The sequence below is a fragment of the Dorea sp. AGR2135 genome (genome assembly GCF_000420885.1).
GTDB classification, from domain to species: Bacteria; Bacillota; Clostridia; order Lachnospirales; family Lachnospiraceae; genus Dorea; species Dorea formicigenerans.
Window position 1 is genome coordinate 1 of record NZ_ATVU01000027.1, and the last position, 25,241, is coordinate 25,241.

The 25,241-nt window shown below is 39.2% G+C and carries 23 protein-coding genes; 16 read left to right on the forward strand and 7 right to left on the reverse strand.

Annotation, left to right across the window (positions count from 1 at the left end; genetic code table 11):
* The first annotated feature begins 139 nt into the window (after positions 1 to 139).
* Together G593_RS0114390 and G593_RS0114395 are read left to right on the forward strand one after the other, a co-directional pair.
* The gene (locus G593_RS0114390; protein ID WP_029732148.1) at positions 140 to 1,543 is read left to right on the forward strand and encodes a M18 family aminopeptidase; all 1,404 of its coding nucleotides are present in this window, start codon (positions 140 to 142) and stop codon (positions 1,541 to 1,543) included.
* Positions 1,544 to 1,873: 330 nt separating this feature from the next.
* Positions 1,874 to 3,256 (forward strand): NCS2 family permease, encoded by a 1,383-nt coding sequence (locus G593_RS0114395; RefSeq protein WP_005332204.1) that lies wholly within the window; start codon positions 1,874 to 1,876, stop codon positions 3,254 to 3,256.
* A 111-nt stretch (positions 3,257 to 3,367) separates the two neighbouring features.
* Here G593_RS0114395 and G593_RS0114400 read toward each other — a convergent pair whose 3' ends face one another.
* On the reverse strand, positions 3,368 to 4,255 hold the full coding sequence (locus G593_RS0114400; protein ID WP_330360867.1) for a LysR family transcriptional regulator: 888 nt from the start codon (positions 4,253 to 4,255) through the stop codon (positions 3,368 to 3,370).
* A 43-nt stretch (positions 4,256 to 4,298) separates the two neighbouring features.
* Between G593_RS0114400 and G593_RS0114405 the strand changes: the two genes are divergently transcribed.
* Entirely contained in the window at positions 4,299 to 4,688 is a 390-nt protein-coding gene (locus G593_RS0114405; RefSeq protein WP_005338894.1) for a DUF6198 family protein, read from the forward strand.
* 294 nt (positions 4,689 to 4,982) lie between these two features.
* On the opposite strand, the gene G593_RS0114410 is transcribed toward G593_RS0114405, so the two are convergent.
* Positions 4,983 to 5,870: an AraC family transcriptional regulator gene (locus G593_RS0114410; RefSeq protein WP_005338892.1), complete on the reverse strand. Its 888-nt coding sequence runs from the start codon at positions 5,868 to 5,870 to the stop codon at positions 4,983 to 4,985.
* Between the two features lie 330 nt (positions 5,871 to 6,200).
* On the opposite strand from G593_RS0114410, the gene G593_RS0114415 reads away from it, so the two are divergent.
* The 12 genes from G593_RS0114415 (at position 6,201) to mutY (ending at position 18,826) form a co-directional block, all read left to right on the forward strand.
* Positions 6,201 to 7,790 (forward strand): ABC transporter substrate-binding protein, encoded by a 1,590-nt coding sequence (locus tag G593_RS0114415; RefSeq protein ID WP_029732151.1) that lies wholly within the window; start codon positions 6,201 to 6,203, stop codon positions 7,788 to 7,790.
* Positions 7,791 to 7,887: 97 nt separating this feature from the next.
* Positions 7,888 to 8,856 carry an ABC transporter permease gene (locus G593_RS0114420; protein ID WP_029732152.1) on the forward strand — a complete coding sequence of 323 codons (969 nt, stop codon included), beginning with the start codon at positions 7,888 to 7,890 and terminating at the stop codon, positions 8,854 to 8,856.
* Positions 8,840 to 9,763: an ABC transporter permease gene (locus G593_RS0114425; RefSeq protein WP_081646570.1), complete on the forward strand. Its 924-nt coding sequence runs from the start codon at positions 8,840 to 8,842 to the stop codon at positions 9,761 to 9,763. The genes G593_RS0114420 and G593_RS0114425 overlap by 17 nt, the downstream gene beginning before the upstream one ends.
* 9 nt (positions 9,764 to 9,772) lie before the next feature.
* The gene (locus G593_RS0114430; RefSeq protein ID WP_029732154.1) at positions 9,773 to 10,795 is read left to right on the forward strand and encodes an ABC transporter ATP-binding protein; all 1,023 of its coding nucleotides are present in this window, start codon (positions 9,773 to 9,775) and stop codon (positions 10,793 to 10,795) included.
* Positions 10,788 to 11,765 carry an ABC transporter ATP-binding protein gene (locus G593_RS0114435; protein WP_029732155.1) on the forward strand — a complete coding sequence of 326 codons (978 nt, stop codon included), beginning with the start codon at positions 10,788 to 10,790 and terminating at the stop codon, positions 11,763 to 11,765. The genes G593_RS0114430 and G593_RS0114435 overlap by 8 nt, the downstream gene beginning before the upstream one ends.
* Before the next feature lie 73 nt (positions 11,766 to 11,838).
* Positions 11,839 to 13,053, forward strand: coding sequence for a MalY/PatB family protein (locus G593_RS0114440; protein ID WP_029732156.1), 1,215 nt, complete (start codon positions 11,839 to 11,841; stop codon positions 13,051 to 13,053).
* 132 nt (positions 13,054 to 13,185) lie between these two features.
* On the forward strand, positions 13,186 to 14,334 hold the full coding sequence (locus G593_RS0114445) for a double-cubane-cluster-containing anaerobic reductase (protein ID WP_029732157.1): 1,149 nt from the start codon (positions 13,186 to 13,188) through the stop codon (positions 14,332 to 14,334).
* Positions 14,335 to 14,575: 241 nt separating this feature from the next.
* Entirely contained in the window at positions 14,576 to 15,214 is a 639-nt protein-coding gene (locus tag G593_RS0114450; protein WP_005338846.1) for an endonuclease III domain-containing protein, read from the forward strand.
* A gap of 1 nt (position 15,215) precedes the next feature.
* Positions 15,216 to 15,500 carry a hypothetical protein gene (locus G593_RS0114455; RefSeq protein WP_005338844.1) on the forward strand — a complete coding sequence of 95 codons (285 nt, stop codon included), beginning with the start codon at positions 15,216 to 15,218 and terminating at the stop codon, positions 15,498 to 15,500.
* 17 nt (positions 15,501 to 15,517) lie between these two features.
* On the forward strand, positions 15,518 to 16,042 hold the full coding sequence (locus tag G593_RS0114460; RefSeq protein WP_005332173.1) for a cob(I)yrinic acid a,c-diamide adenosyltransferase: 525 nt from the start codon (positions 15,518 to 15,520) through the stop codon (positions 16,040 to 16,042).
* Positions 16,043 to 16,189: 147 nt separating this feature from the next.
* Entirely contained in the window at positions 16,190 to 16,867 is a 678-nt protein-coding gene (locus tag G593_RS0114465) for a GTP pyrophosphokinase (protein ID WP_029732158.1), read from the forward strand.
* Between the two features lie 117 nt (positions 16,868 to 16,984).
* Positions 16,985 to 18,826, forward strand: a complete 1,842-nt coding sequence (gene mutY / locus G593_RS0114470; RefSeq protein WP_029732159.1) for an A/G-specific adenine glycosylase — start codon at positions 16,985 to 16,987, stop codon at positions 18,824 to 18,826.
* A gap of 160 nt (positions 18,827 to 18,986) precedes the next feature.
* Here the strand turns inward: mutY and G593_RS0114475 are convergent, their stop codons facing one another.
* From G593_RS0114475 to G593_RS0114490, 4 genes are all read right to left on the reverse strand, one after another.
* On the reverse strand, positions 18,987 to 19,409 hold the full coding sequence (locus G593_RS0114475) for a bacteriohemerythrin (protein ID WP_029732160.1): 423 nt from the start codon (positions 19,407 to 19,409) through the stop codon (positions 18,987 to 18,989).
* Between the two features lie 64 nt (positions 19,410 to 19,473).
* The gene (locus G593_RS0114480) at positions 19,474 to 20,277 is read right to left on the reverse strand and encodes a phosphatase PAP2 family protein (protein ID WP_081646571.1); all 804 of its coding nucleotides are present in this window, start codon (positions 20,275 to 20,277) and stop codon (positions 19,474 to 19,476) included.
* Complete coding sequence (locus G593_RS0114485) at positions 20,277 to 21,101, reverse strand: glycerophosphodiester phosphodiesterase (protein WP_029732162.1); 825 nt, start codon at positions 21,099 to 21,101, stop codon at positions 20,277 to 20,279. Before G593_RS0114485 ends, G593_RS0114480 begins: the two co-directional genes overlap by 1 nt.
* A gap of 31 nt (positions 21,102 to 21,132) precedes the next feature.
* Entirely contained in the window at positions 21,133 to 22,050 is a 918-nt protein-coding gene (locus tag G593_RS0114490) for a diacylglycerol/lipid kinase family protein (RefSeq protein ID WP_029732163.1), read from the reverse strand.
* A gap of 257 nt (positions 22,051 to 22,307) precedes the next feature.
* Between G593_RS0114490 and G593_RS0114495 the strand changes: the two genes are divergently transcribed.
* A complete protein-coding gene (locus tag G593_RS0114495; protein ID WP_029732164.1) occupies positions 22,308 to 23,774 on the forward strand; it encodes an IS1182 family transposase in 1,467 nt (488 codons plus the stop codon).
* Between the two features lie 672 nt (positions 23,775 to 24,446).
* Here the strand turns inward: G593_RS0114495 and G593_RS0114505 are convergent.
* Positions 24,447 to 25,040 carry a TetR/AcrR family transcriptional regulator gene (locus tag G593_RS0114505; protein ID WP_029732166.1) on the reverse strand — a complete coding sequence of 198 codons (594 nt, stop codon included), beginning with the start codon at positions 25,038 to 25,040 and terminating at the stop codon, positions 24,447 to 24,449.
* Positions 25,041 to 25,241 lie beyond the last annotated feature (201 nt).

Genomic DNA, 25,241 nt, shown 5'->3' on the forward strand with positions numbered 1-25,241 from the left:
CGGAATTTACGCCTATGGAGAGTACAAGAACTTGTGAGTAGATAGATATTTATATCATCAAAAGCATACTCGTTGAAGTAGGAATGAAACATGGGAGTTTATAACTTTTTGTAAGTTTTCAGTAACGGGATTTAATATCGTGGAAGAAGGCAGAGAATATAAAGACACAGTGCAAAAGCTGTTTACATTTATTGAAGAGAGCCCGAGCCAGTATCATGCCGTTGATACAATGAGAAAGCATTTGGAAGCGGCTGGCTATGAGCAGCTTTTAGAGAGCGGAGCGTGGAAGCTGAAATCAGGTGGGAAATATTATGTGATCCGCAGTGGTTCATCACTCATTGCATTTCGAATTCCGGCGCAGGATTCTCAGAATTACTGTGGGTTCCAGATTGTGGCGTCCCATAGTGATTCTCCGAGCTTTAAGATTAAAACAAATCCGGAAATGAACGTGGAAGAACATTATGTAAAATTGAATGTTGAAAAATATGGCGGTATGCTCTGTGCACCGTGGTTTGACAGACCACTGTCTGTGGCAGGGCGTCTGATTGTAAAAGAAAATAACAGACTTGTCACGAAGCTGATCAACGTAGACCGGGATTTGGTCATGATTCCGAATCTGGCTATTCATATGAACCGGGAGGCAAATAAAGGCTACGATTATAACATACAGAAAGATATGCTGCCACTTTACGGATGCGGCGAAGCAAAAGGAAAATTTATGAAGCAGATTGCAGAGGCGGCAAATGTAGAAGAGGACGCGATTCTTGCAAGTGACCTGTTCCTTTACAATCGCATGAGAGGAAGCATCTGGGGAGCTTGCGAAGAATTCATTTCCATTCCGAAGCTGGATGATCTTCAGTGCGCATTTTCTTCATTGGAAGCTTTCTTGCAGTCTGAAGAACCTTTGCCATCGGAAAATGTACAGGCAAATGAACAAAGCGAAGTTGATGGAAAAAATGTAATCAATGAAAAAAGTATCCCAGTTCACTGCGTATTCGATAACGAAGAAGTCGGAAGTGGGACGAAACAAGGAGCTGCATCTACATTTCTTGCAGATACACTGATTCGAATCAATCATGCCATGGGACGGGACGAGGCCGGATACAGGCAAAGTATCGCCAACAGCTTTATGCTCTCGGCAGATAATGCTCATGGCGTACACCCGAACCATACCGACAAGGCATGCCCGACGAATCGGCCATATCCGGGAAATGGCGTGGTCATCAAGTACAGCGCCAATCAGAAATATACTACCGATGCAATATCAGCAGCGGTGTTTGAGGAAATTTGCAACCGGGCAAATGTACCGTATCAGATCTACGTGAACCGTTCCGATATACTGGGAGGTTCCACACTCGGGAATATTTCCACGACACAGGTATCAGTCAACACAGTAGACATCGGACTGGCTCAGCTCGCCATGCATTCCCCATATGAGACAGGAAGTGTGAAAGACACAGATTACATGATCCAGGCTATGAAGACATTTTTTGAAGCTTCCGTGCGGCAGACCGAAGATGGATATGAACTCATTTTTCTTTAAAATAAACAATATATAAGATGCCAGTGGGAGTGCAACGCACGGAACAATCCATAGGCATCATAGTTGGGGCTTTTGACCCCAACATCTATATAATATACCAGGCTGGGCATTCTTGAATTTTCTTTTTAATATTTAAAAGAAAAATGTGATTTCGTGTTGAAAGAAGTAAAATTTTATAATAGTTATTATGTAAACTAATAAATTGACAAAGGAGCGGTTTTTTATCTGATTTAGATGAAAGAACCGCTTTTAAAATATAGCTTTTTAAAATGTGGTATGCTATCATGAAAATGTTGTCTTTATACATTACAGGAACGAAAGGGGAACATCATGTTAGAAAAAGTATTTAAACTTAGCGAAAACAAGACTGACGCGAAAACAGAAATACTTGCCGGAATCACAACATTTATGACAATGGCATATATTCTTGCGGTCAATCCAAGCATACTCTCAGCAACGGGTATGGATTCAGGAGCTGTATTTACTGCCACTGCTCTGGCAGCATTTATCGGAACACTGCTCATGGCAATCTTTGCAAACTATCCATTTGCACTGGCACCTGGTATGGGACTGAATGCATATTTTGCATACACAGTTGTATTAGGAATGGGATATAGCTGGGAATATGCACTGACAGCCGTATTTGCAGAAGGAATCATCTTTATTCTTTTGTCCGCGACAAATGTACGAGAAGCTATTTTCAATGCAATCCCACAGAATTTAAAAGCAGCCGTCAGCGTAGGAATCGGACTGTTCATCGCATTCATCGGACTACAGAATGCAAAAATTGTAATCGGAGGATCTACACTGCTTCAGTTATTCTCCGTAGATAAATATAACGAAGTAAACGGAGTATCTGCGTCATTTAACGATGTAGGAATCACAGTACTCCTTGCAATCATCGGAATTATCGTCACAGGAATTTTAGTAGTAAAGAACATCAAAGGAAATATCCTCTGGGGAATTCTGATCACATGGCTGCTCGGGATCATCTGCCAGTTCACAGGACTTTATGTACCAAATGCAGATCTTGGATTCTATAGCCTGCTGCCAAATTTCAGCAACGGATTATCCATTCCAAGTCTGTCACCAATCTTCTGCAAACTGGACTTCAGCGGAATCTTCTCCCTGAACTTTATAGTTATCCTGTTTGCATTCCTGTTCGTAGACTTATTTGATACGATCGGAACATTGATCGGAGTATCCGCAAAAGCAGACATGCTCGACGAGAACGGAAAACTTCCAAGAATCAAAGGCGCACTTATGGCAGACGCAGTCGCAACAACAGTCGGAGCCGTAATCGGAACATCAACAACAACAACATTTGTAGAAAGCGCATCAGGAGTATCCGAAGGAGGAAGAACCGGACTTACATCAGTCACAACAGCAATCCTTTTCGGACTGTCACTGTTCCTGTCACCAATCTTCCTTGCAATACCATCATTTGCCACAGCACCGGCACTTGTAATTGTAGGACTTTACATGCTCACGAACGTAACAAACATAGATTTCAACGATATGTCAGAAGCAATCCCTTGCTATGTATGCATCATCGCAATGCCATTCTTCTACAGCATCTCCGAAGGAATCTCAATGGGAGTCATCACATACGTGGCACTCAACCTGATCACAGGAAAAGCAAAAGAAAAGAAAGTCAGCATACTCATGTACGTACTGGCAGTACTGTTTGTATTGAAATATGTATTTTTATAAAAAATAAAATTGGGGACGGGGTTTTTTCAAAAAAACCCCGTCCCCAATTTCACTTCTACCTGTCCCTTTTTGAATTGTGTCAAAATTCCAATCGCCATTTTCCGAGCTTTCCTAAAATTCCAACCTGTCCCTTTTTGAATTGTGTATAATCTGGCTCCAAATTGTTTTTTCGCCATGGCTTCTGACCTCATCGCGTCTGCGGATTGCATAAAAGGTCGACTCCCATTTTGTTTCGGAAAGTGGAAGAACATCTACATTCCGGGTTTTGAAGATATCCAGATATGGCAGGACAGAGATGCCAAAGCCATGTTCAATCATATTTAAAATTACTTCTATTTCTTCTGCTTCGCAGGCAGGGGATGCAGAAATTTGATAATCTTTGTAAATTTGTTCCTGAAGCTTTCGCATTGGGCTTGTCCGTGTGAAGAAAATCTGTGGGTATGTAGTAATATCCCGAAAGCTGAAAGTTTCTTTTATTATTAATTCATGTCCTTTTGGAACGACGATTACAACATAGGATTTTTGCACAGGGCAGTATTCAAATAGTTCTGATGAGGGCTGTCCGGAGCAAAAGCCAAGGTCATAAGTCATAGTTTCCAGATCGTGAAGAATATCCGGAGTCATTCCATTGTAAATTGCGAATGGAAATTTTGCAGAACAGGATTGGATCAGTTCCGGAATGAAGCTTCCGGCCAGGGGATAGACGCTGGCAATCCGGATGATTTTATCTTCTCGGTGGAAGTCAGAGATGGTCTGTTCTAATTTGTCCAAGTTGTTTAAAATGACATCTATATATTTTTTAAATTTTAGTCCATAAGGGCTGAGTCGTACATTTCTGCCAGTCTTTTCAAAAAGTGGAAGTCCATAGTCTTTTTCCAAGGAATGAATCGCATGGCTGAGTCCCGGCTGGGAAATGTTTAATTCTTTTGCAGCATTTCCATAATGTTGGAGTTCTGCAATCCTGCCGGAGGCTATATCAGATGTATGCAGTAAAAGTATATGAGGCGTATATCACAACAAGATTAAAAAAAAGAGGATTATCATGAATAAAAAATATCTCCCTGGAGAACTGGCTCTTTGCATCGTACGGATCATCAACAGTCTTGGAGTGTGCCTGATGGCAAAGAGTGGCTTTGGAATTTCAACAATTTCATCTGTGCCATTTGTATTCAATAAAGTATTTCCGGCACTGTCGTTTGGAACATGGAATTACATTTTCCAGACAATGCTCGTATTAACACTTATGATTTTAAAGAAAGCATTTTGCTTCGAATATATCTTTTCCTTTGTTGTAGGAATCGGAACAGTACTCTGCGCATTCATCACAGGAAAGACCGTATCCATGTTTCAGAAAGTGTTAGATGACCATGTTGTATTCTATCGCGCGGTAATTCGTCCGACGAAGCCGGAGATATCCGGACGGACGGTGTAAGATGGATTCTCTAAAAAGCAATAAGAACCAAAAACTCCTGTCATGAAAAAACATAGCAAAAACCCGTTAGTCTTTCGACCAACGGGTTTTTGTTGTTGTTATAGTTATCTAAAGGAATGAGAGTAAGTGCTTTCGCACTTTATGAGGGGGAGATAGTTGATTTATGTCTCTCTCAACTATCTGACTTTATTATAGCCAAGAATTATGTCTAAAATATGTTAAAACAATAAAACAAATCTGAAATTTCTTATGAAAACCTTAAGAAAAGCAGAAACCAGGTTAAGAAATCCCAATTCAATCTAGTGTTTCAATAGGAACATCTTCACTTTTTTGAGCAAGATATTCTGCCGGTGAAATTTTATAGGTATTTTTAAATGCTCGATAAAATGAAGAATAATCATTAAATCCAACTTGTGAAGCAACTTGTTTGAACGGAACACCTGCTCGGATAAGTCGTACAGATTCGGCTAGTCGTTTTTTCCGGATATATTGATAGCAACTAATACGTAACTTTTTTTGGAATAAACTGTTCAAGCAACTTTTGCTGATATGGTATTTTATAGACAAATCTTCTAGGCTGATATTATCAGTAAAATGCTCATCAATATAGGCAATAATTTCATTAATCAATTCAGGTTGTAGTTCTGTGATTGCCTTTGTGCAGGAGGTGGCGAAGCTGGCAATTTTGACTAACAGGCAGAGTACTGCACCGCATAAATATGCTTCAGATAAAGAGCCATATGTGTCTGAAATTTTATATAATGAAGGAAAATCTATTCCAAATTCGAGTGCGCTATCTGCAGTATGAAGAATGCTCGGAAACTGAAATGAGAAATTAACATGATTAATTTCATCAAGTTTATTCATTAATATTTCAAAATAATCGTTACTGATCCATAATGTATATATATCAAAATAATTCGAAACCATTTCACTGGATGTAAAATGGTGATTTGTATTTGGCGGAATAATAAGAATATCACCATTTGTAAGATAGAGCGTATCTTTTCCAAGGGTAAATAATATATCACTGCTTTTACAGAAATTTATTTCATAAAAATCATGTTTATTCATGTGAAAATCATCATTTAAATATCCACTGTGATGCATACATTTTACATAACGTATATTCAAATCAAGGTTATATTTTTCTTTTGGAGTTTTTCGGTTCAGAGTAATCATAAGTACACCTCATTGTGAAAATGCATGTTAACAGATACGGTATAAGTATACCATGTTATGATAATAAATGCATGATTTAGATTGTAAAAAGTGTTATATGTATTGCAAAAAGAAGTTGAAAATAACATATAGAAAAAAACAATATATGTATAAAAAATGGAAAAAGCCTGAAAATTGGCAGTTACTTATAGGCAAAAGAAATAAATAAAAAAATGCATAAAAAAATATCTATTTGCGACGATAATTAGAAAGTGTTACTTTTTCAGAAATAAATATTTCATATATCCGTTATGAAATGTAATTCAGAACAAACAGGAGGAAGAGTAAAAAATGAAAAGAAGAGTAGTAGCAGTATTTTTGAGCCTTGCTATGGTAGCGGCTCTTGCTACAGGATGTGGAAATTCTGGAAAAGAAGCAAGTGGTACGAGTAGTGATACGAAAACTGAAAGTACGAATGATAAAGAAGGCGTGTTTATTCAGCCAATCACATCTATGCCGGCATCATTACAGCCAAGTACAAAGAGTGATGATCAGGTTACTAAAACAAGACCTGTATCAGACCGATTACTGGCTGAAACAGCCGATGGTATTGAATATTATCTGGCAGACAGTCTGAAAGTTTCAGATGATGGAAAAGAATATACACTTCATTTAAATGAAGATGCAAACTGGAGTGACGGAGAACCAATCACAGTAGATGATATTTTATTTACCATTGATTATGCCGGAATCAGTTCAAATGGAAGCTCATCAGCAAACACAATTGCAGGACAGCCAATTAATTTTGAAAAAGTAGATGATAAGACTTTAAAAATTCAGTTACCACAGCCATATGCAACATATGTAAGAACGCTGGATCAGATGTGCGTACTTCCATCACATGCATTTGACGGAGATGCTACAAAAGTAAATGATAGCGATTATTTCAAAAAACCTGGATTTGCAAGTTCAGGAGCATATGTAGTATCAGAAATCAACGATGATAATATTGTATTTACAGCAAGAGACGATTATTACAGAGGAACACCGTCTGTTAAGAAAATCATTATGAAGACAATTGGTTCTGGAAGCACCAGTGATATCGCACTTGAAAATGATGAGATTTCTTATATGCGTGTAACAACAGCAGATCAGCTTGAAAAATATAAAAAAGCATCTGATGAGTATACATTATATGAGTTATCTGAGGCACGCTTAAACTATCTGCAGATCAATCCTGCATCAAATTTAACAGATGATGAGAGAAAAGCAATTTTCTTAGCATTAGATGCTCAGGAGATTATTGATGCAGCATATGGTACAGATGAGCTTGCACAGCCAGCTAATAGTCTGATGACACCGGATCAGAGCTTCTATGATAAAGACTGTAAAGGTTACAGCCAGGATATTGAGACAGCGAAGAAACTTGCAGAGTCTTCCGGACTTACAGGAAAGACAATCAACTATAAGTTTAATTCAGACCGTGCTAACATGGAGGCAGTTGCAACGGTTGTTCAGCAGCAGTTAGAGAAGATTGGTGTAAAGGTAAATGTACAGGGAGCAGATTCAACGACATTCTTTAAGAGCTTCTTCTATATGTGGTATGGAAGCGGTGAGAAAGATACAAGCTGGGATTTAGCTTCCAACGGTTGGGATTCTGAAAGAGGAACAGATCTTGGACAGTCCCTTTCTTATTTCAACAGTTCATTTGGATACAGTGACGAAATTAAAACACTGGCACAGCAGATCAATGCAACAGTAGATCAGGATGAAGCAAAGACATTAGCAAAAGATCTTCAGCAAAAGACATTAGATGAGTACTATCAGTATCCACTAACATATACCAATTATATTATGGTATCTAAGAAAAATGTAACAGGGCTGGATACATGTAAGATTATTCCGGAATTTAATGATTATCTGGAAATTTCAGTCAAATAATTCTTTTAAATAATTACAAATTCGAGTAAAGAAGATAAGGCAGATATTCGAACAATATCTGCCTTATCAACATATGAAGTGAAAGAAAGGATTAGAAATGTTAAAATATTGTGCAAAAAAGATAGCTCAATTACTGATTGTATTAGTATTGATTTCCTTTTTTTCTTTTGGAATCATTTATTTTGCACCAGGAGATGTTTCTTCCATGTACATTACTCAGGATATGACGGATGAACAGAAAGAACAGGTAAGAAAAGATCTTGGATTAGACAGAAGTATGATGGAACAGTATACAGAGTGGGCGAAACGTGCAGTTCAGGGTGATTTTGGTGTATCGCTTGCAAATAAAAATTCAGTAGCACCACAGATTATGAACCGCCTTCCGGCAACAATACAACTGATGGGAGCGGCATTGTTGTTGTCATTGATTCTGGCTATTCCACTTGGACTGGTGGCAGGTGCGAAGAAAAATACATGGATTGATAATTTTATCAGCAGCATTTCCTATGTAGGAATGTCCGTACCATCGTTCTGGCTGGGAATGCTATTGATTATTTTCTTTACGGCAAAGCTTCATATACTGCCATCTTCAGGTATGCATTCTGCGGGAATGACATCTCTGGGGGATACTGTAAAGCACATGATAATGCCGTGTATTACGTTAAGTCTTGGTAATCTGGCAGTTTTCATCCGCTACGTGCGGGCAAACACAGTTGGTCAGTTGAGTGAAGAATACGTTGTGACAGCAAGAGCAAAAGGAACACCGGATATGAAGATTTTATTCAATCATGTGATGAAAAATACATTGTTGCCGATTATTACTTTATTGGGAATGAATATGGCATCTTTAGTATGTGGATCATTTATTATAGAAACCATATTTGGCTGGCCTGGAATCGGAACCTTGGCAATGAGTGCAATTGGTTCCAGAGATTATCCGATGATTATGGCATATGTCATGATGTCCGGCTGCATTCTTGTAATAGGAAATTTTGTGGCAGATGTTCTTTATGCTGTAGTAGATCCGAGAATCAAACGGGGGATAGATGATGCAAATGGAAAATAAACTGGAATATACCGATGATTTATTTGTCAGGACAAATAAAAAGTATAAAGAAGAAGTGAGTGTAGCTCGTCACAGTGTATGGAGAGATATTAAAAAAGAACTGTTAAGCAATAAGATTGCAGTTATCTGCCTGGTGATTTTATGTGTGATTATCATTGCATCATTTCTGGCACCATTAAGCCCGTATGATCCGAATGTAATTGATGTTACGCACAAATTAGAAGGACCGTCATCTGCACACTGGTTTGGAACAGATGACTATGGCAGAGATTACTTTACAAGGGCATTATACGGAGGAAGAGTGTCACTTACAGTTGGCTTCTCAGCAATGATCGTAACTGTGATACTTGGAACAGCAATTGGTGTCATTTCTGGATATGTAGGTGGAAAACTAGATATTCTGATGATGCGTTTTACAGATATATTTCTTGCGCTCCCAAGTATGCTTTTAATGATTGTATTAAATACTATGTTAAGTCCGGGTCTTGTGACACTGATATTAGTCCTGAGTCTGTTTTCATGGGCATCGGTTGCCAGAATTACAAGAGCGGAGACCATGTCCTTAAAAGAAAGAGATTTTGTAGTTGCTTCAAAGAATCTGGGGGCTGGAAATATTCTGATCGCAGTGAAACATATTGTTCCGAATATTATGGGACCGGTTACTGTTGCTGCAAGTCTTGGCGTGGCAAATGCAATCTTAACGGAATCCTCTTTGAGCTTTTTAGGACTGGGAGTGCAGATTCCGCAGGCGTCCTGGGGAAGCATGTTACAGGGAGCACAGTCTCATATTATGGATACCCCAATGCTGGCAATTTATCCAGGAGTTTTGATATTATTTACAGTGTTGAGTTTTAACCTGTTAGGAGATGTGCTTAGAACAGCATTGGAACCTAAGATTGTGAAGTAGGAGACAGGAATGAAATCATTAGTAGAAGTAAAAGATTTATCAGTATCATATTATACATATGCTGGAGAAGTGCAGGCGGTAAGAGGAATTTCGTTTAACATTTGTGAAGGAAAGACAGTTGCGCTGGTTGGAGAATCGGGCTGTGGAAAATCTGTAACAGCCAAGACGTTATTAGGTCTGATTGATAAGCCGGGAAAGGTAAAAAATGGAAGTGTGGTATTATTTAGGGGAAAAGATATACTGAATAATAGTAAAAAAGAATGGAATGATTTCCGAGGGAAAGACTGTTCTATGATTTTTCAGGATGCTCTGGTTTCTCTGAATCCGACAAAATCAATTGGCAAACAGATTATAGAGAACTTAAAAAATCATCAAAAGGAAAATAAACAGGAAATGTGGACGAAAGCGGTCAAGATGCTGGCAAAGGTAGGAATTCCTGATCCAGAGACATGCATGAATAAATATCCACATGAACTGTCTGGAGGAATGCGGCAGAGAGTGATGATTGCTATGGCAATGATTACAAAACCAGAACTTTTGATTGCAGATGAACCGACAACCGCTTTGGATGTTACGATTCAGGCACAGATTCTGGAGTTGATGAAGGAACTGCAGGAAGAAACAAAGATGTCAATTCTCATGATTACTCATGACATGGGTGTGGTGGCAGATATTGCAGATGAAATTATTGTAATGTACGCGGGAAAGATTGTAGAAAAAGCTCCTTGCAGAGAACTGTTCTATCACCCGCAGCATCCATATACATGGGCACTTCTGAATTCTGTTCCAAGAATTGATTATGAAGAAGACAGTAAACTGATCGCAATTGAAGGAAGCATACCGGATATGACCAATCCGCCGAAAGGCTGTGGATTTTGCGCAAGATGTCCGTATGCAATGAAGATATGTGAAGAATACGAGCCGCCGAAAACGCAGCTGGAAAAAGAGCATGAAATCAGCTGCTGGCTGATGCACGAAAAGGCAGACAGGTCAGGACTGCCGTATGAAATAGGAGGAAAGACAGATGAGTAGTGATTCTGCAAAAGAAATAGAGCTGGAAGTACGGAACCTGTGCAAATATTTCCCTGTGAAGCATAAGGGAGTGTTAAAGGCTGTGGATCATGTCTCATTTCAGATTCAAAGAGGAGAAACATTAGGAATTGTTGGAGAATCGGGTTGTGGAAAAACAACATGTGGCAAGACCTGTATTGGAATGTATGAGCCACAGTCCGGCGAAGTCTTGTATCAAGGCAAAAATATTCATAAAATGAGTAAAAAAGAGCGCTTTGAACTTACAAGTAAAGTTCAGATGATTTTTCAAGATCCATATGCGTCACTGGATCCGCATCAGAAAGTATACGATATTATTGCAGAAGGAATGCGGATACATAAGCTGGTATCTAATCAGTCGGAAGAAGAAAAGAAAGTTATGGAACTTTTGGAAATGGTAGGACTTAGTGCAGAACATGCCAATCGTAATGTGCATGAATTCTCTGGAGGTCAGAGACAGCGGATTGGAATAGCAAGAGCATTGTCTGTAGAACCGGAATTCTTATTTTGCGACGAACCCATTTCAGCATTGGATGTATCCATTCAAGCACAGATTGTAAATCTTTTGGAACGGCTGAAAGAAGAACGGAATCTGACAATGTTGTTCATAGCACATGACTTGTCTATGGTAAAACACATTTCTGACAAAATTGGAGTGATGTACCTTGGAAATATGGTAGAAATGTCTTCGGCAGCAGATCTTTATAAGAATCCATATCATCCATATACCGAAGCATTGTTATCCGCAGTGCCGATTGCAGATCCGGATGTGGCAAAAACAAAAAAGAGAATTTTCCTTCAAGGAGATGTTCCAAGTCCGGTCAATCCGCCAAAAGGATGCTGTTTTTGTGGACGTTGCAGCAAATGTATGGACATTTGCCATGAAACATGCCCGGAATTAAAAGAGATTTCCAAAGACCACTGGGTGGCATGTCATCTATACGATGAATAAGATAGATGTTATAATTTTTCCATAAATGGTTTTTTTCAATATTAAAACAAGTATGAGACAGGAGAGGAATAAAATGAAATACGATTTTACGAGTATTATTGACAGAAAAGGAAAGGATGCGATCGCGGTAGATGTATTACCAAATCTTCTTGGTCCGAACAATCCGATTCAGGTAAGAGACGGTCTTGACATGATTCCAATGTGGATTGCGGATATGAACTTCCCGGCTTTACCGACGATCACTGAGGCAATTATCGAGAGAGCAAAACATCCGACTTACGGATATTTTAAGACAAGAGATGAATATTTTGACAGCATCATCGGATGGCATGAGATGAGAAATCATGTAACAGGACTTGAAAAAGAGCATATCGGCTATGAAAATGGTGTTCTTGGGGGCGTAGCAAGTGCACTACATGTACTTTGTTCACAGGGAGATCATGTGCTTGTTCATGCACCGACATATATTGGATTTACGGGAACGCTCAACAACAACGGATATCACATTGTGCACAGCAATCTGAAAAAAGATGAAGAGGGAATCTGGCGCATGGATTTTGAAGATATGGAAGAAAAAATCGTGAAAAATAAAATTCATGCAGCTATTTTCTGCTCACCGCATAATCCGACCGGACGTGTCTGGGAGCGCTGGGAGATTGAAAAAGCAATGGAACTTTATGCAAAATACGATGTGACAGTCATTTCTGATGAAATCTGGTCTGATATTATTCTGGACGGACATCAGCATATTCCGACGCAGTCTGTTTCAGAAGATGCAAAGAACCGTACAGTAGCACTCTATGCGCCTTCCAAAACATTTAATCTGGCGGGACTGATTGGCAGTTATCACGTTATTTATAATCGGACACTCAGGGAGCGCATTGTAAAAGAATCCTCTTTGTGCCATTATAATTCGATGAACGTGCTGTCCATGTATGCGCTGATCGGTGCATACAAACCGGAAGGCTACGAGTGGGTGGACGAACTCAGACAGATCATCGGAGAAAATGTGACATATGCCTGCGATTATATTGCCGAGCATTTCGAAGGTGTGCATGTATCCAGACCACAGGGAACATATATGCTTTTCATTGACTGTGAAGAGTGGTGCAAGGCTCATGGAAAAACTGCAGAGGAACTGTTGAAAATGGGCTATGAGGCAGGAGTGTTCTGGCAGAGTGGAAAAGCATTTCATGGAGAGTGGTATATTCGTATGAACCTCGCACTGCCGAATTCCAGAGTGAGAGAAGCATTTGACAGACTGGATAAATATGTATTTAACGCATAAGATTTCTTGAAACTATAGATAAATAAAATACATACACATATATATTATAAATACCAATTTGTCCGATATTAATAAAGAGACTACAATAAAAATTATATGTTGAGGAAAATGAAAACTTAAGGAGGAAGTAATATGGAGTTAGTAAAAGAATTGCCTGAGATTTTCGAAGAATTTGCAGAGCAGAGGCAGAAATCATTTTTGGTCATGAAAGAGGTAAAAGATAAGGGAATTCCAGTAATTGGCGCGTATTGTACATATTTTCCACAGGAAATTGCCATGGCTATGGGAGCTGTAACAGTCGGACTTTGTTCCACATCTGATGAGACAATCCCAGTTGCAGAAAAAGATCTTCCAAAGAACCTTTGCCCGATGGTAAAAGCAAGTTATGGTTTTGCTGTAACTGACAAATGTCCATTTTTCTATTTTTCAGATGTGGTTGTCGGGGAAACAACTTGCGATGGAAAGAAAAAAATGTACGAGTTAATGAAAGAGTTTAAAAATGTGTACATTATGGAACTTCCAAATACGCAGAACGAATCAGCATTAGAACTTTGGAAAAAGGAGATTATACGATTCAAAGAATATCTTGAAGAGACATTTAACACAACAATCACAGAAGAACAGGTTCGCCATGCAGTTCATGTTGCTAACCAGGGACGGCTGGCGCTTCGCAGGTTTTATGAGACAATGAAAAATGATCCGGCGCCAATGGAAGGTTCCAAGCTTTTTAATGTTCTTTATGGAAGCCAGTTCAAATTTGATAAAGAAGCAATGCCGGCAGAAATCGATGCACTGACAGAAAAAATCATGAAAGAATACGAAGAAGGAGAAAAGCCAGAGAGACGAAAGAGAATTCTCCTGACAGGCTGCCCAAGCAGCGGTGCTCCGATGAAGGTTGTAAAAGCAATTGAAGAAAATGGTGGAAATGTCGTTGTATATGAGAACTGTGGCGGTGCGAAGTCAGTGGATCGCTTGATCGATGAAGATGCAGAAGACATTTATCAGGCAATAGCAGAACGTTATCTGGCAATTGGCTGTTCTGTCATGACTCCAGACACGAATCGTTATGAATTGTTGGAAAGATTGCTTGACGAGTATCAGGTAGAAGGAGTTGTTGAGATGACCCTTCAGGCCTGTCATACATATAACATTGAGGCAAAGAGCATCGAGAAGCGTGTAAAAGAAAAAGGACTTCCTTATATTCATATCGAGACAGACTACTCACAGGCAGATGTAGGACAGCTTGATACACGAATCGCAGCATTCCTTGAGATGATTTAAGGATACTACGAACATAAAAGAGTAGCATTTGCAGACTAAAAAAGGTCCACCGGACCTTTTTGTCGTATGCTTGGCAACAAAAAGCAGGTAACTTAGTGTTATCTGCTTTTGTCATGTCGGAAAGTGTGTTATTATATCAGATATGAGATGGCTCTCGCCTTTGCAGATGGCGAGCAAAAAATTCGAGGCATTCTTGAACAAAAGTTGTTCTATTGTCAGACCGATAAAAGGAGAGATTAGCATGCGAAAAAAAGAACTGGCTCTGGAAGTAATCCGTCGCCTGAAAGAAGAATATCCGGATGCGGATTGTACATTAGATTATGATGAAGCCTGGAAGCTTCTTGTCAGTGTACGTCTGGCAGCCCAGTGTACAGATGCGAGGGTCAATGTAGTCGTAGAAGATCTCTATGCAAAATTTCCAGATGTAAATGCACTTGCAGATGCGCCGGTGGAGGAGATAGAAGAGATCGTAAGACCGTGTGGACTTGGAAAAAGTAAAGCAAGAGACATCAGCGCATGCATGAAGATACTTCGGGATGAATATAATGGAAAAGTCCCAGATGATTTTGACAAATTATTAAAGCTCCCGGGAGTGGGAAGAAAGAGCGCGAATCTGATTATGGGGGATGTGTTCGGCAAGCCGGCAATTGTTACAGATACGCATTGCATCAGATTATGTAATCGAATCGGACTTGTAGACAAGATGAAAGATCCGAAAAAAGTAGAGATGGCATTGTGGAAGATTATACCACCAGAAGAAGGAAACAGCTTCTGCCACAGACTGGTTAACCATGGAAGAGAAGTATGTACAGCCAGAACAAAACCTTATTGCGATAAATGCTGCCTCCAGGACATTTGTAAGAAAGTGGATGTGAAATAATATGGCAAATGTAATAGATGTGTTAGATGAATTACAGAACCGGGCGTTAAAAGAACCAGAACTTAAGGAACGGCTTAAGAACACAAAGAAGGAAAAAGAACCGCTTAGTGCATTTTGCAGAGTCTGTCAGGAGCTGGGATATGAAATTTATGAAATGGATATTATTTGCGCAGGAGAGGAATTCCATGCCGCTATGAAAAGAAGTACGAATGGTGGGGGAGAAAATTCACCAATGCTTGCCGGAGAAGATGATTTTTACGAATTATTTATGGCAAATTTGAAATAAGAAATGGAGAATTGTAGATGATAGGAACTGGAAGGATACATGTATATTACGGAGACGGAAAAGGAAAAACGACAGCAGCTATGGGATTAGTGCTGCGTGCGGCAGGAAGTGGTCTGGATGTTCTGATGTTCCAGTTTTTAAAAGACAACTCTTCCAGTGAACGTGTTATTTTGGAGCAGATCCCGAATGTGACCTGTCTGCCGGGAAAAGATCGTGTGAAGTTCGTTAGCAAGATGAATGCAGACGAAAAAGCAAGATTAAAGCATTATAACAATAAAGCACTGGATGAGATTATAAAATTTTGCGGTCCATTTGATGTACTGGTACTGGACGAAATATTATGTGCAGTGCAGCTGGGCGTATTAAGTGAAGAAAAGCTGGTAGAGTTTCTGGAGCACAAACCACGTGGTCTGGAAATTGTGCTGACCGGTCATGTTGTCTCAGATAAAGTGCTGGAGCTTGCTGATTATGTAACCGAGATCCGAAAAGTCAAACATCCATATGATCAGGGAATTACAGCAAGAGAAGGAATTGAATATTAAGAAAAACCAGTGGATATCATAGAGGGGAGTCTTCAGCCTCGAATATCATTTATTAAGTTTTCGTGAACAGACCCACAAGTGAAGTGGAGTGTGTTATAATAAACAAGTACGAATTTTTCTCTTCAATATGGAGAGGAGAAGTGAAATATGGAGCGTGTAATAAAGAATTATGAAGATGTCGATAGTTGGAAAACGGTTATGTTCTTATACCAGTCGGCATTAAAAGAAGTCGGAACAAAACTGGAGATATTGAATGATGAATTTCAACATGTTCATCAGTATAATCCGATTGAACATATTAAGACAAGAGTAAAGACAGCAGAGAGTATCGTAAAGAAACTGAAACGTTACGGATATGAGACTTCCATAGAGAATATGGTAAAGTATATCAACGATATTGCAGGTGTGCGGCTCATTTGTTCCTTTACATCAGACATTTATCGTCTTGCAGAGATGATTGGTAATCAGAGCGACTTGAAGGTTCTGTCCATTAAAGATTATATCAAGAACCCGAAAGAAAGTGGATATAAGAGTTATCATATGCTGGTGTCTGTGCCGATTTTCTTGTCTGACAGTGTTGTTGATACAAAAGTTGAGATACAGATTCGGACCATTGCCATGGATTTCTGGGCAAGTCTGGAACATAAGATATATTATAAATTTGAGGGAAATGCACCGGATTACATCAGCCGGGAGTTGCGGGAATGTGCGGAGATGGTATCTTCGTTAGATGACAAGATGTTGTCACTCAACGAGGCAATCCAGACGTGTGTCCTGGAGCAGGAAGAGAAAGAAAATCGTACGAATGAAGAAAGTCTGAGTTAATATACTCAGGCTTTCTTTTGGAAAAGTGCTACTTTCAGGAAATAATTGGGAAATGCTATTTCCAGGAAATATTTGGGAAAGTGCTACTTTCAGGAAATAATTGGGAAAGGGAAATATATGAAATATCAGAATATCCGAGTAGGACATTTTATCAGCCGTCCGAACCGATTTATTGCAAAAATAGAGATTGAAGGCGCAGAAGAGACAGTTCATGTAAAGAATACCGGACGATGTGCGGAACTGCTGGTACCAGGGGCAGAAGTCTATGTCCAGGACAGCCAGCAGGAAGCCGAAGGCTGGTTGTCAGATAATGAACTTTTACAAGGTGAAATGCAGATGGCGGTTAGTTCAAAATCTACGAATATTGGGAAAAAACGTAAGACGCGCTGGGACTTGATTGCTGTAAGAAAAGGGGATAGGCTGATTAATATGGACTCCCAGATTCCCAATAAAATCGTAAAAGAATGGCTGGAACAGGAAAAATGGAATCACAATCTGCACAACCAGAGTGGTCGAATTCATGGTATCACAAAAATTCAGCCGGAGTACACATATGGAAAATCAAGGATCGATCTCTATGTAGAAGCCCAGAATCGAAAAATTTTGATTGAAGTCAAAGGTGTAACATTAGAAGAAAATGGTGTTGTGCGATTTCCGGATGCCCCAAGCGAGCGCGCGGTAAAGCATGTCTATGAACTAAAAGAAGCATTAAAAGAAGGTTACGAATGCTATGTGTTTTTTGTAATACAAATGTCTGGCGTGCGTTATTTTACGCCGAACACGGACACACATCCGGAATTTAAAGAAGCACTTAAAGAGGCAGCAGAAGCCGGAGTACATGTAGTTGCTTACGATTGTTCGGTCAGAGAAGATGAAATCCGGATACAAGATCCAGTCCCGGTAATATTAGAAAACCCGGAATTGCATGAACTGAGCCAGGTGCTGGTACCATGGTATCAAAAAGCACGAAGAGATCTTCCATGGCGTCACACCACAGACCCATATCGAATCTGGGTTTCAGAAATAATGCTTCAGCAGACACGAGTAGAAGCAGTAAAGCGCTATTATGCAAGGTTCATGGAAGCACTTCCGAATGTAAATGCTCTGGCAAATGTTGAAGAAGACAAGCTCTTAAAATTATGGGAAGGACTTGGATATTACAACCGTGTCCGGAATATGCAAAAAGCAGCCAGACAGATCATGGTAGATTACAATGGGACATTTCCAAAGACATATGAAGAAATTCAGTCACTCACCGGCATTGGCAATTACACTGCCGGAGCAATCAGTTCATTTTCCTTCGGACTTCCGTATCCAGCGGTAGACGGCAACGTTCTGCGCGTTATAACAAGAATCACTGCAGACGACAGCGACATCATGAAGCAAAGTACAAGAAAACAAATCGAAGAAAAACTTAAAAAAGTTATTCCAAAAGATTGCGCAGGAGATTTTAACCAGGGACTCATTGAACTCGGCGCAATTGTGTGCGTTCCAAATGGAGAACCCAAATGCGAAGAATGTCCGGCAGCACCATTTTGCCAGGCAAGAATACAAGGAAAAATCCAGGAACTTCCAGTAAAAGAAAAAGCAAAAGCAAGACGAATCGAAAAAAAGACAGTACTCATCTTGCGAGATGAAGACAAGATCGCTATTTGCAAACGACCAGCAAAAGGACTTCTGGCAGGACTTTACGAACTCCCGAACATAGAAGAACACTTGAACAAAAAAGAAATAACACAGTATTGCAAAGAGATTGGACTCATGCCGATTCACATAAAAAAATTGCCCGCAGCAAAACACATTTTCAGCCACATCGAATGGCAGATGATCGGATATGATATACGCGTAGACGAATTGGAAAAAACAAACAACAAGAAATATCTTTTCATTCACCCAGAAGAAATTCAAAAAGAGTATCCCATCCCGTCAGCGTTCGAAAAGTATATGAAATTGATATAATTTTAATTGGGGACGGGGTTTTTTCAAAAAAACCCCGTCCCCAATTAAAATTTAACCTGTCCCAATTAAAATTGTCTTAATTGTACAAAAAAATCGTATTCCTTTTTTAAGGAATACGATTTGAGGTTACATATGTTTAAGATCCATGTATGAATCCTGCTTATAATCTTCCGCCGCTTTCGCGCATATTAATATATTCTGCAACGGAACGGTCAAAACTGCTGATGTGGCGATAGAACCACTTTACTACATGTTCTTCTACCTTCTGAACGAATGCATCGGAAGGACCTTCTTCTTCCTGGAGCATCTCATTCAACTCTTGAATCGTCTGTTTGAATTCTTCGTGTTTTGCATGGTGTTTGTCGTAATCCGGATAACAGACTTCTTTCTGAAGTGCTTCTTCATCGCCAAAGTGTGTGTCTGTGTACTTGGCAAGGTAGTCTAACATCTTTATTGCACTTATTTTTCCTTCGCCTGCTTCACAACTGTCGAGGAGTTTGTTGATTCGACCGATTAATTCTTCGTGCTGTGAATCGATTAATTCGTTTCCGGTAATCAGATCATCTGTAAATTCTGCTCTCATATTTATTTTACCCCTTCTTTCGTGTGTATATCAAACAGGAGACATCTCCTGTTTTAACCAAATATTAAATCAATTGCTGTGAAAGTTTTGTCTCTTTCTTTTCCTGCGTTGCATATACAAATGGATAAATCATACATGCCATTGCGAGGGCAGCGATCACATCTGTGATGGAATGCTGTTTCAAAAATACTGTAGAGAAAATAATCAAAATTCCAAGTACATAGGAACTAATCTGAACTCCGCGGTGCTTTTTCAGGGATGTGCTGTGGGCAATTGCTGCCATAGCTCCGATGGAGTTATAAACGTGAATACTCGGCAGCACATTGGTCGGGGTATCCATCGAATATATCATTCGCACCAAATCCGTGAAGATATTTTCCCGTGGAAATGTGACTGGACGCAGGTTCAGTCCATTTGGGAAAATGGTACAGACAATGAGGAAAATGGTCATACCGCTGCACAGAAATGCTGCCAGCCGGTAAAAGTCTCTGCGGTTCGTAAAGAAAAAGTATGCACCGGTTACGGCGAGAAATACGAACCATAATAAGTATGGAATAATAAAGTATTCGACAAATGGGATATAATCATCCAGTGGTGAGTGGATGAGATAGTGGATCGTCTGACGCTTTTCCAGGTAGCAGAACCATGGCATATAAATCAGACCATATAACAGAACCCATGCATGCCGGTACTTCAGAATCAACGATTTCATTTTGGATATCGCTTTCATATGAATCCCCTTTTCAAACGAATAAATCTTAATCAGGTTACGTTCTTTTGTTTCAAACGGATAAATCTTAATCAGGTTACGTTCTTTTGTTTCAAACGGATTATAACATGAAATCATCTGTGCAACAAGGAAGTTCACTATTTGTTAATAATTTTTACCGGATTTTCAAAAATCTGAATATCGTATTCCTGTTTCCCCTCGTGGATAGCGTCTTTTGTGCGAAGTGTCCACACTGCGATGGTTGTTCCAGAGAAAATGCGCAGCAATGTCACCGTGAGTTTGGGCAGGTCAGTTAATTTATAAGCAATAAAGTCCGGGCGCCCAAGAAAATTACACCACAGATTTTCCACAAAGAACCGTAAAAACCAGGATACATCGGATTTCTCCTTTGTCAGTCTGGAAGATAATTGTCCTCTTAGGACTTCCGGAGCATTTTTCCGGAACCAGTACAGACCTTCGGAATTAAAGGATTCAAGAAGAAATGCACCGTGGTAAGAGCGTAGCATTTCGTATGCTTTTTGGCAAATCTGCATGTTTCGTTCCGGAATTTTTAACTCTACAAGGAGTGGAACCTGGTCATTTACGAGTGCAAGCACATCGCGAAACAGCGGGATATGTTCTTTCGTACCAAGAAGCGTACATTTTGTCAGCTCCGCAGCAGTCAGATCCTCCGGACGTTCCGGTCGTCCGCAGACACGTTTCAGGTCATCGTCGTGGAAGACGACCAGCTCACCGTCGCGTGTCAGATGAAGATCCAGCTCAATTCCGTAATTTTTTTGAATTGCGGCGCGAAAAGCTGACATGGAATTTTCCGGAATTCCGTGAGTCTTACTGTGAAGCCCTCTGTGGGCGAACATAATTCCATGAAATGCTTTCATGCGCTTTTGTCTGGACATTTCCGGGAAAATCGCAAAACAATATAATAATATGAAAAGAATCAACAGTATGATGACAACATGCATGAAAAAATGCCTCCTTTATTGTTTCATATCATTAAGAGCGGATGAATCGGATCCGGTCCGGCTCCAATGCAAATGTAGCAGTGTCGGAGCGAAGATCAGCCTCACCATCCGTGTGTACAGGCAGAACCTGCACGCTTTCAATTTTAGCACTTTTGCACTGGTAGGTATAGATTCCTTTAAATTTCGTGTGTTTTCCCTTATATGCGGTCGGCAGCAGACAGAGAATCTTGAATTTGCTTAAGCCAGACACGACAATAATATCCAGCAGATCGTCTTTGGGATCCGCTTTCGGACAGAATTCAAAGCCGCCGCCCTCGTATCTCTGGTTCATAGCTGCAATAAAATATACTTTTGGAAATGTAATCGGCTTTTGATCATCCAGTGTAATCCGCATGGATTTTGGATTGGAAATCAAAAGCAAATGGAGCGCAATGGCAGTATAGGAAAGCTTCCCAAGTTTACATTTATTCAGGAAATGCTTCAGTTTCGAAGACAGATTATTGTGGTAGCACACATCTGCATCAAAACCGATTCCGGAACTGACGGCGTAGCGTCTCTCTATTTGTGGTGTTTTCAAAAGTCCCACATTAATGTACGCGTAGTCTGTGGGATTTAAGATATGTAAGAGGGCTTTCGTCGGATCTTTTGTCAGCTTCATAGATCTGGCAAAATCATTTCCAGAGCCAATCGGGATATAAGCCAGGGTCAGCTTTGTGAGATCACGAATTCCGTCAACAACTTCGCCGATAGTGCCATCTCCGCCAAGAACGACCAGCGTGTCAGCATCGGTGTCACAGATTTGCGCAGCAAGCTTGGTACCGTGTCCCGGACGTCTGGTGAAATAAATCTGATAATCGATATGTCTTTCTTTTAATATAAGTTCTAATTGTTCCCAAATCTTAAGGCCGAGGCCGGATCTGGAATTCGGATTTACGATAAATGCATACATAGTCGTTCCTCCACCTAATCTTTTGTGTTTGAATTCAAGAATGCCTCGGCATTCTTGCTGCGAGGTGCGCGTCATGCAATTGCATGACATACTTCTACTGCGCACCGCTGCAATCCTGCCGGAGGCTATATCAGCTGGGGGATTGACTCCCACCACTGATACCAGTTTTTTTCACAACCTATAGGACGCTACTGAAAAAGTGGTCGTAAAATCATATATCTGATATAATTAAGGTATCATAATTGTCGGAGGTTGAAATGTTATCATCCCAACTTAAACTTAGCCTTAGTTATTATTCAGATTTATATGACATGATTGTTCCAAAAGATCATATTCTAAGAAAAATCAGGGAATTGGTCGATTTTTCTTTTATATATGATGAATTAAAAAATAAATATTGCCTTGATAATGGACGTAATGCAAAAAACCCTATATTGCTATTTAAATATCTGCTTTTAAAATATCTTTATAACCTTTCTGATAATGGTGTTGTTGAAAGATCACGATATGATATGTCTTTTAAATACTTTCTGGAATTAACGCCAGAAGAAGAGGTTATCCATCCCAGTCTTTTAACCAAATTCAGAAAGCAGCGTTTAAAAGATGAAAATATACTTGATCTGCTCATAAATAAAAGTGTAGAACTTGCCATAAATCAAGGTGTTTTAAAAAGCAATACTATAATTGTTGACTCAACTCATACAGAAGCCCGTTATCATAAAACTACTCAGAGAGAAATGTTGAAAAAAGCCTCTACTTCTTTAAAAGCAGATTTAAAAGATTCTGATAAAGACATTTATCTGCCAGATGAACCTGAAAAACGAGCTTCTTTAGATGAGTATAATGAATACTGTCATGAATTATTAAACACAGTTCAGGAAAGTCCGTATTCAGAACTGCCAACGATTAAAGAAGAATCTTCTATGTTATCCGAAATTTTGGATAATCAGATTGATTGTTATGATCAATCCATTGATCCGGATGCCCGGATTGGCCATAAAACGGTCAATTCTTCTTTTTACGGATACAAAACTCATTTGGCCATGACAGATGAACGGATCATCACAGCAGCAACAATCACATCCGGTGAAGCATTTGATGGTCAGGAACTTCCAGTACTGGTTCAAAAAAGTAAAGCAGCAGGTGCAACCGTTAATGAAGTAATAGCAGATACCGCATATTCCACACTGGAAAATTTAAAAGATGCACAAAGCAATGACTATAAATTAATTTCAAAGCTTAACCCGAGCATCATAAAAGGGACTCGTTCAGAGGACGGCTTTATCTTTAATAAAGATGCGGATACCATGCAGTGCCCAGCGGGGCATTTGGCTATAAAATATCGAATTGACAAACGTAGTAATCAGAAAAAGAATACACGTATCAAATATTTTTTCGATATTAATAAATGCCATGTCTGTCCTTATCGTAATGGCTGCTATAAAGAAAATGCAAAAACGAAAACGTATAGTATCACTATTAAATCGGATTATCATAAAAATCAAGAGGCGTTTCAAAAAACACAATATTTCAAGGAACGTTTCAAAACCCGCTATATGATAGAGGCAAAAAATAGTGAATTAAAAAATATACACGGATATAGTCGTTGTGATGCTGCTGGACTATCAAATATGCAACTTCAAGGAGCAGTATCAATATTTGCAGTCAATTTAAAACGAATTCTAAAACTAAAGGGAGAAGTCTGCCCAAATGAGGAAAAATAGGAAAAATCATCTCTCAAAAGGGTAGATTTTGCATCTCTCAAAACACTATTTTAGCAATATTTTATTATCAAGGAACATTTTTACACATATTTGACGCCCTGTGGGACTAAACTTACCACTTTTTCAGTGGCGTCCCCTATAGAGGTGGGAGTCATCTCCCAGCTGATATAATTCTAGTGTATCATTATATTGCCGGAATGTCCTGCTTAATATTTGAAAATCCTTGAATTCAATCATTGTTTCGTGGTGGGATCTCGATGATAGTTGTAGTTCATTTAGACCAGAAAAACAAGAGTATTTTAAAAATATAGATAAAATCTATAAGTTACCTGCTATATAATAATAAGCAATTGGATTTTTTTTGCAACCTGGACTATAATACAAACATAAAGATATTATTGTTGGCATTAAGAAATGCCATTTCCCTTCTAAAATAGAAAGAACCTTTAAGAACGCTCACTTAAAGGTTCTTTTTATGTCTGCAAATAAAGTTCACTGCAACAAAATGCTTATTTCCAATAAAATGTTTGTTCTCAATAAAATATTTGTTCTCAATAAAATATTTGTATTTAATAAATTCATTGCTGACTGTTGATTCCATAATGATAAAAAATGATGCTGCACGAAAAAAATGCTTTTGAAACATTTGTATTTTTCGTACAACATCAGTTGTTAGAAGACTCCATTCATATAAGATTCCAGGGAACGTTTCATATTTCCCTCAAAATCTGCGTTCCCCTCTTTCAGGCACCATTCGAAAACATTTCCAATAACGATCATACGAATATCTGTCGTGATATCCTCAATATCCTGATTCGGGGAAATGATTCCGGCACCGATACATTTCTGCAGATAATTGTGTACAGTCACAATCGGGTACGGACGTTCGGTACGGATCAATGGGTTCAGAGACTGGTTTTTTGGAGTATAATAATTCGCCATAAATTCAACGCCGAGTTCCTGGCAATAATGCACATAATTCAGGTAGACATATACAATGGCAGATTTAACTTCATCAGCACTCTTTGGTATATCAAGAAGATCTGGGTTAATATTCGGCTGCTCTTCAATATAGTAGGAAAGCAGATCATCTTTAGTCTTAAAATGATGATAAAAACTTCCGTTAGAAACGCCGGCTTCTTCACAGATATTTTTGATAGAGAGCGCTTCATATCCGTGCTTCTGCAAAATGTGTTTTGCAGCCCGGAAAATCTTAGCTTTCGTCTCTTTTGACTTCACTTGCTGCTTCGATAATATTTCACTCATTTTCTTAAAAATCCCTTCGGTTTAATTCTATGCGTAGTATAACATAGAAGGAGAAAATTATCAAGAAAACAGAGCAGACTCTGTTTATACACTTTTTATAGGAACTTTTTATCTCAGTCGAGAAGACTCCAACCTCTTCAGGTGGTGAGTAATAGCAAATTTGTCTCAGTGGGAGTCCAATCTCCGACTGAGATAAACGCT

Coding starts and splice junctions, on each gene's coding strand:
- G593_RS0114395 (WP_005332204.1), top strand. CDS start 1,874: ATGTTAGAAAAAGTATTTAAACTTAGCGAAAACAAGACTGACGCGAAA.
- G593_RS0114405 (WP_005338894.1), top strand. CDS start 4,299: ATGAATAAAAAATATCTCCCTGGAGAACTGGCTCTTTGCATCGTACGG.
- G593_RS0114410 (WP_005338892.1), bottom strand. CDS start 5,870: ATGATTACTCTGAACCGAAAAACTCCAAAAGAAAAATATAACCTTGAT.
- G593_RS0114415 (WP_029732151.1), top strand. CDS start 6,201: ATGAAAAGAAGAGTAGTAGCAGTATTTTTGAGCCTTGCTATGGTAGCG.
- G593_RS0114420 (WP_029732152.1), top strand. CDS start 7,888: ATGTTAAAATATTGTGCAAAAAAGATAGCTCAATTACTGATTGTATTA.
- G593_RS0114425 (WP_081646570.1), top strand. CDS start 8,840: ATGCAAATGGAAAATAAACTGGAATATACCGATGATTTATTTGTCAGG.
- G593_RS0114430 (WP_029732154.1), top strand. CDS start 9,773: ATGAAATCATTAGTAGAAGTAAAAGATTTATCAGTATCATATTATACA.
- G593_RS0114435 (WP_029732155.1), top strand. CDS start 10,788: ATGAGTAGTGATTCTGCAAAAGAAATAGAGCTGGAAGTACGGAACCTG.
- G593_RS0114440 (WP_029732156.1), top strand. CDS start 11,839: ATGAAATACGATTTTACGAGTATTATTGACAGAAAAGGAAAGGATGCG.
- G593_RS0114445 (WP_029732157.1), top strand. CDS start 13,186: ATGGAGTTAGTAAAAGAATTGCCTGAGATTTTCGAAGAATTTGCAGAG.
- G593_RS0114450 (WP_005338846.1), top strand. CDS start 14,576: ATGCGAAAAAAAGAACTGGCTCTGGAAGTAATCCGTCGCCTGAAAGAA.
- G593_RS0114455 (WP_005338844.1), top strand. CDS start 15,216: ATGGCAAATGTAATAGATGTGTTAGATGAATTACAGAACCGGGCGTTA.
- G593_RS0114460 (WP_005332173.1), top strand. CDS start 15,518: ATGATAGGAACTGGAAGGATACATGTATATTACGGAGACGGAAAAGGA.
- G593_RS0114465 (WP_029732158.1), top strand. CDS start 16,190: ATGGAGCGTGTAATAAAGAATTATGAAGATGTCGATAGTTGGAAAACG.
- mutY (WP_029732159.1), top strand. CDS start 16,985: ATGAAATATCAGAATATCCGAGTAGGACATTTTATCAGCCGTCCGAAC.
- G593_RS0114475 (WP_029732160.1), bottom strand. CDS start 19,409: ATGAGAGCAGAATTTACAGATGATCTGATTACCGGAAACGAATTAATC.
- G593_RS0114485 (WP_029732162.1), bottom strand. CDS start 21,101: ATGCATGTTGTCATCATACTGTTGATTCTTTTCATATTATTATATTGT.
- G593_RS0114490 (WP_029732163.1), bottom strand. CDS start 22,050: ATGTATGCATTTATCGTAAATCCGAATTCCAGATCCGGCCTCGGCCTT.
- G593_RS0114495 (WP_029732164.1), top strand. CDS start 22,308: ATGTTATCATCCCAACTTAAACTTAGCCTTAGTTATTATTCAGATTTA.
- G593_RS0114505 (WP_029732166.1), bottom strand. CDS start 25,040: ATGAGTGAAATATTATCGAAGCAGCAAGTGAAGTCAAAAGAGACGAAA.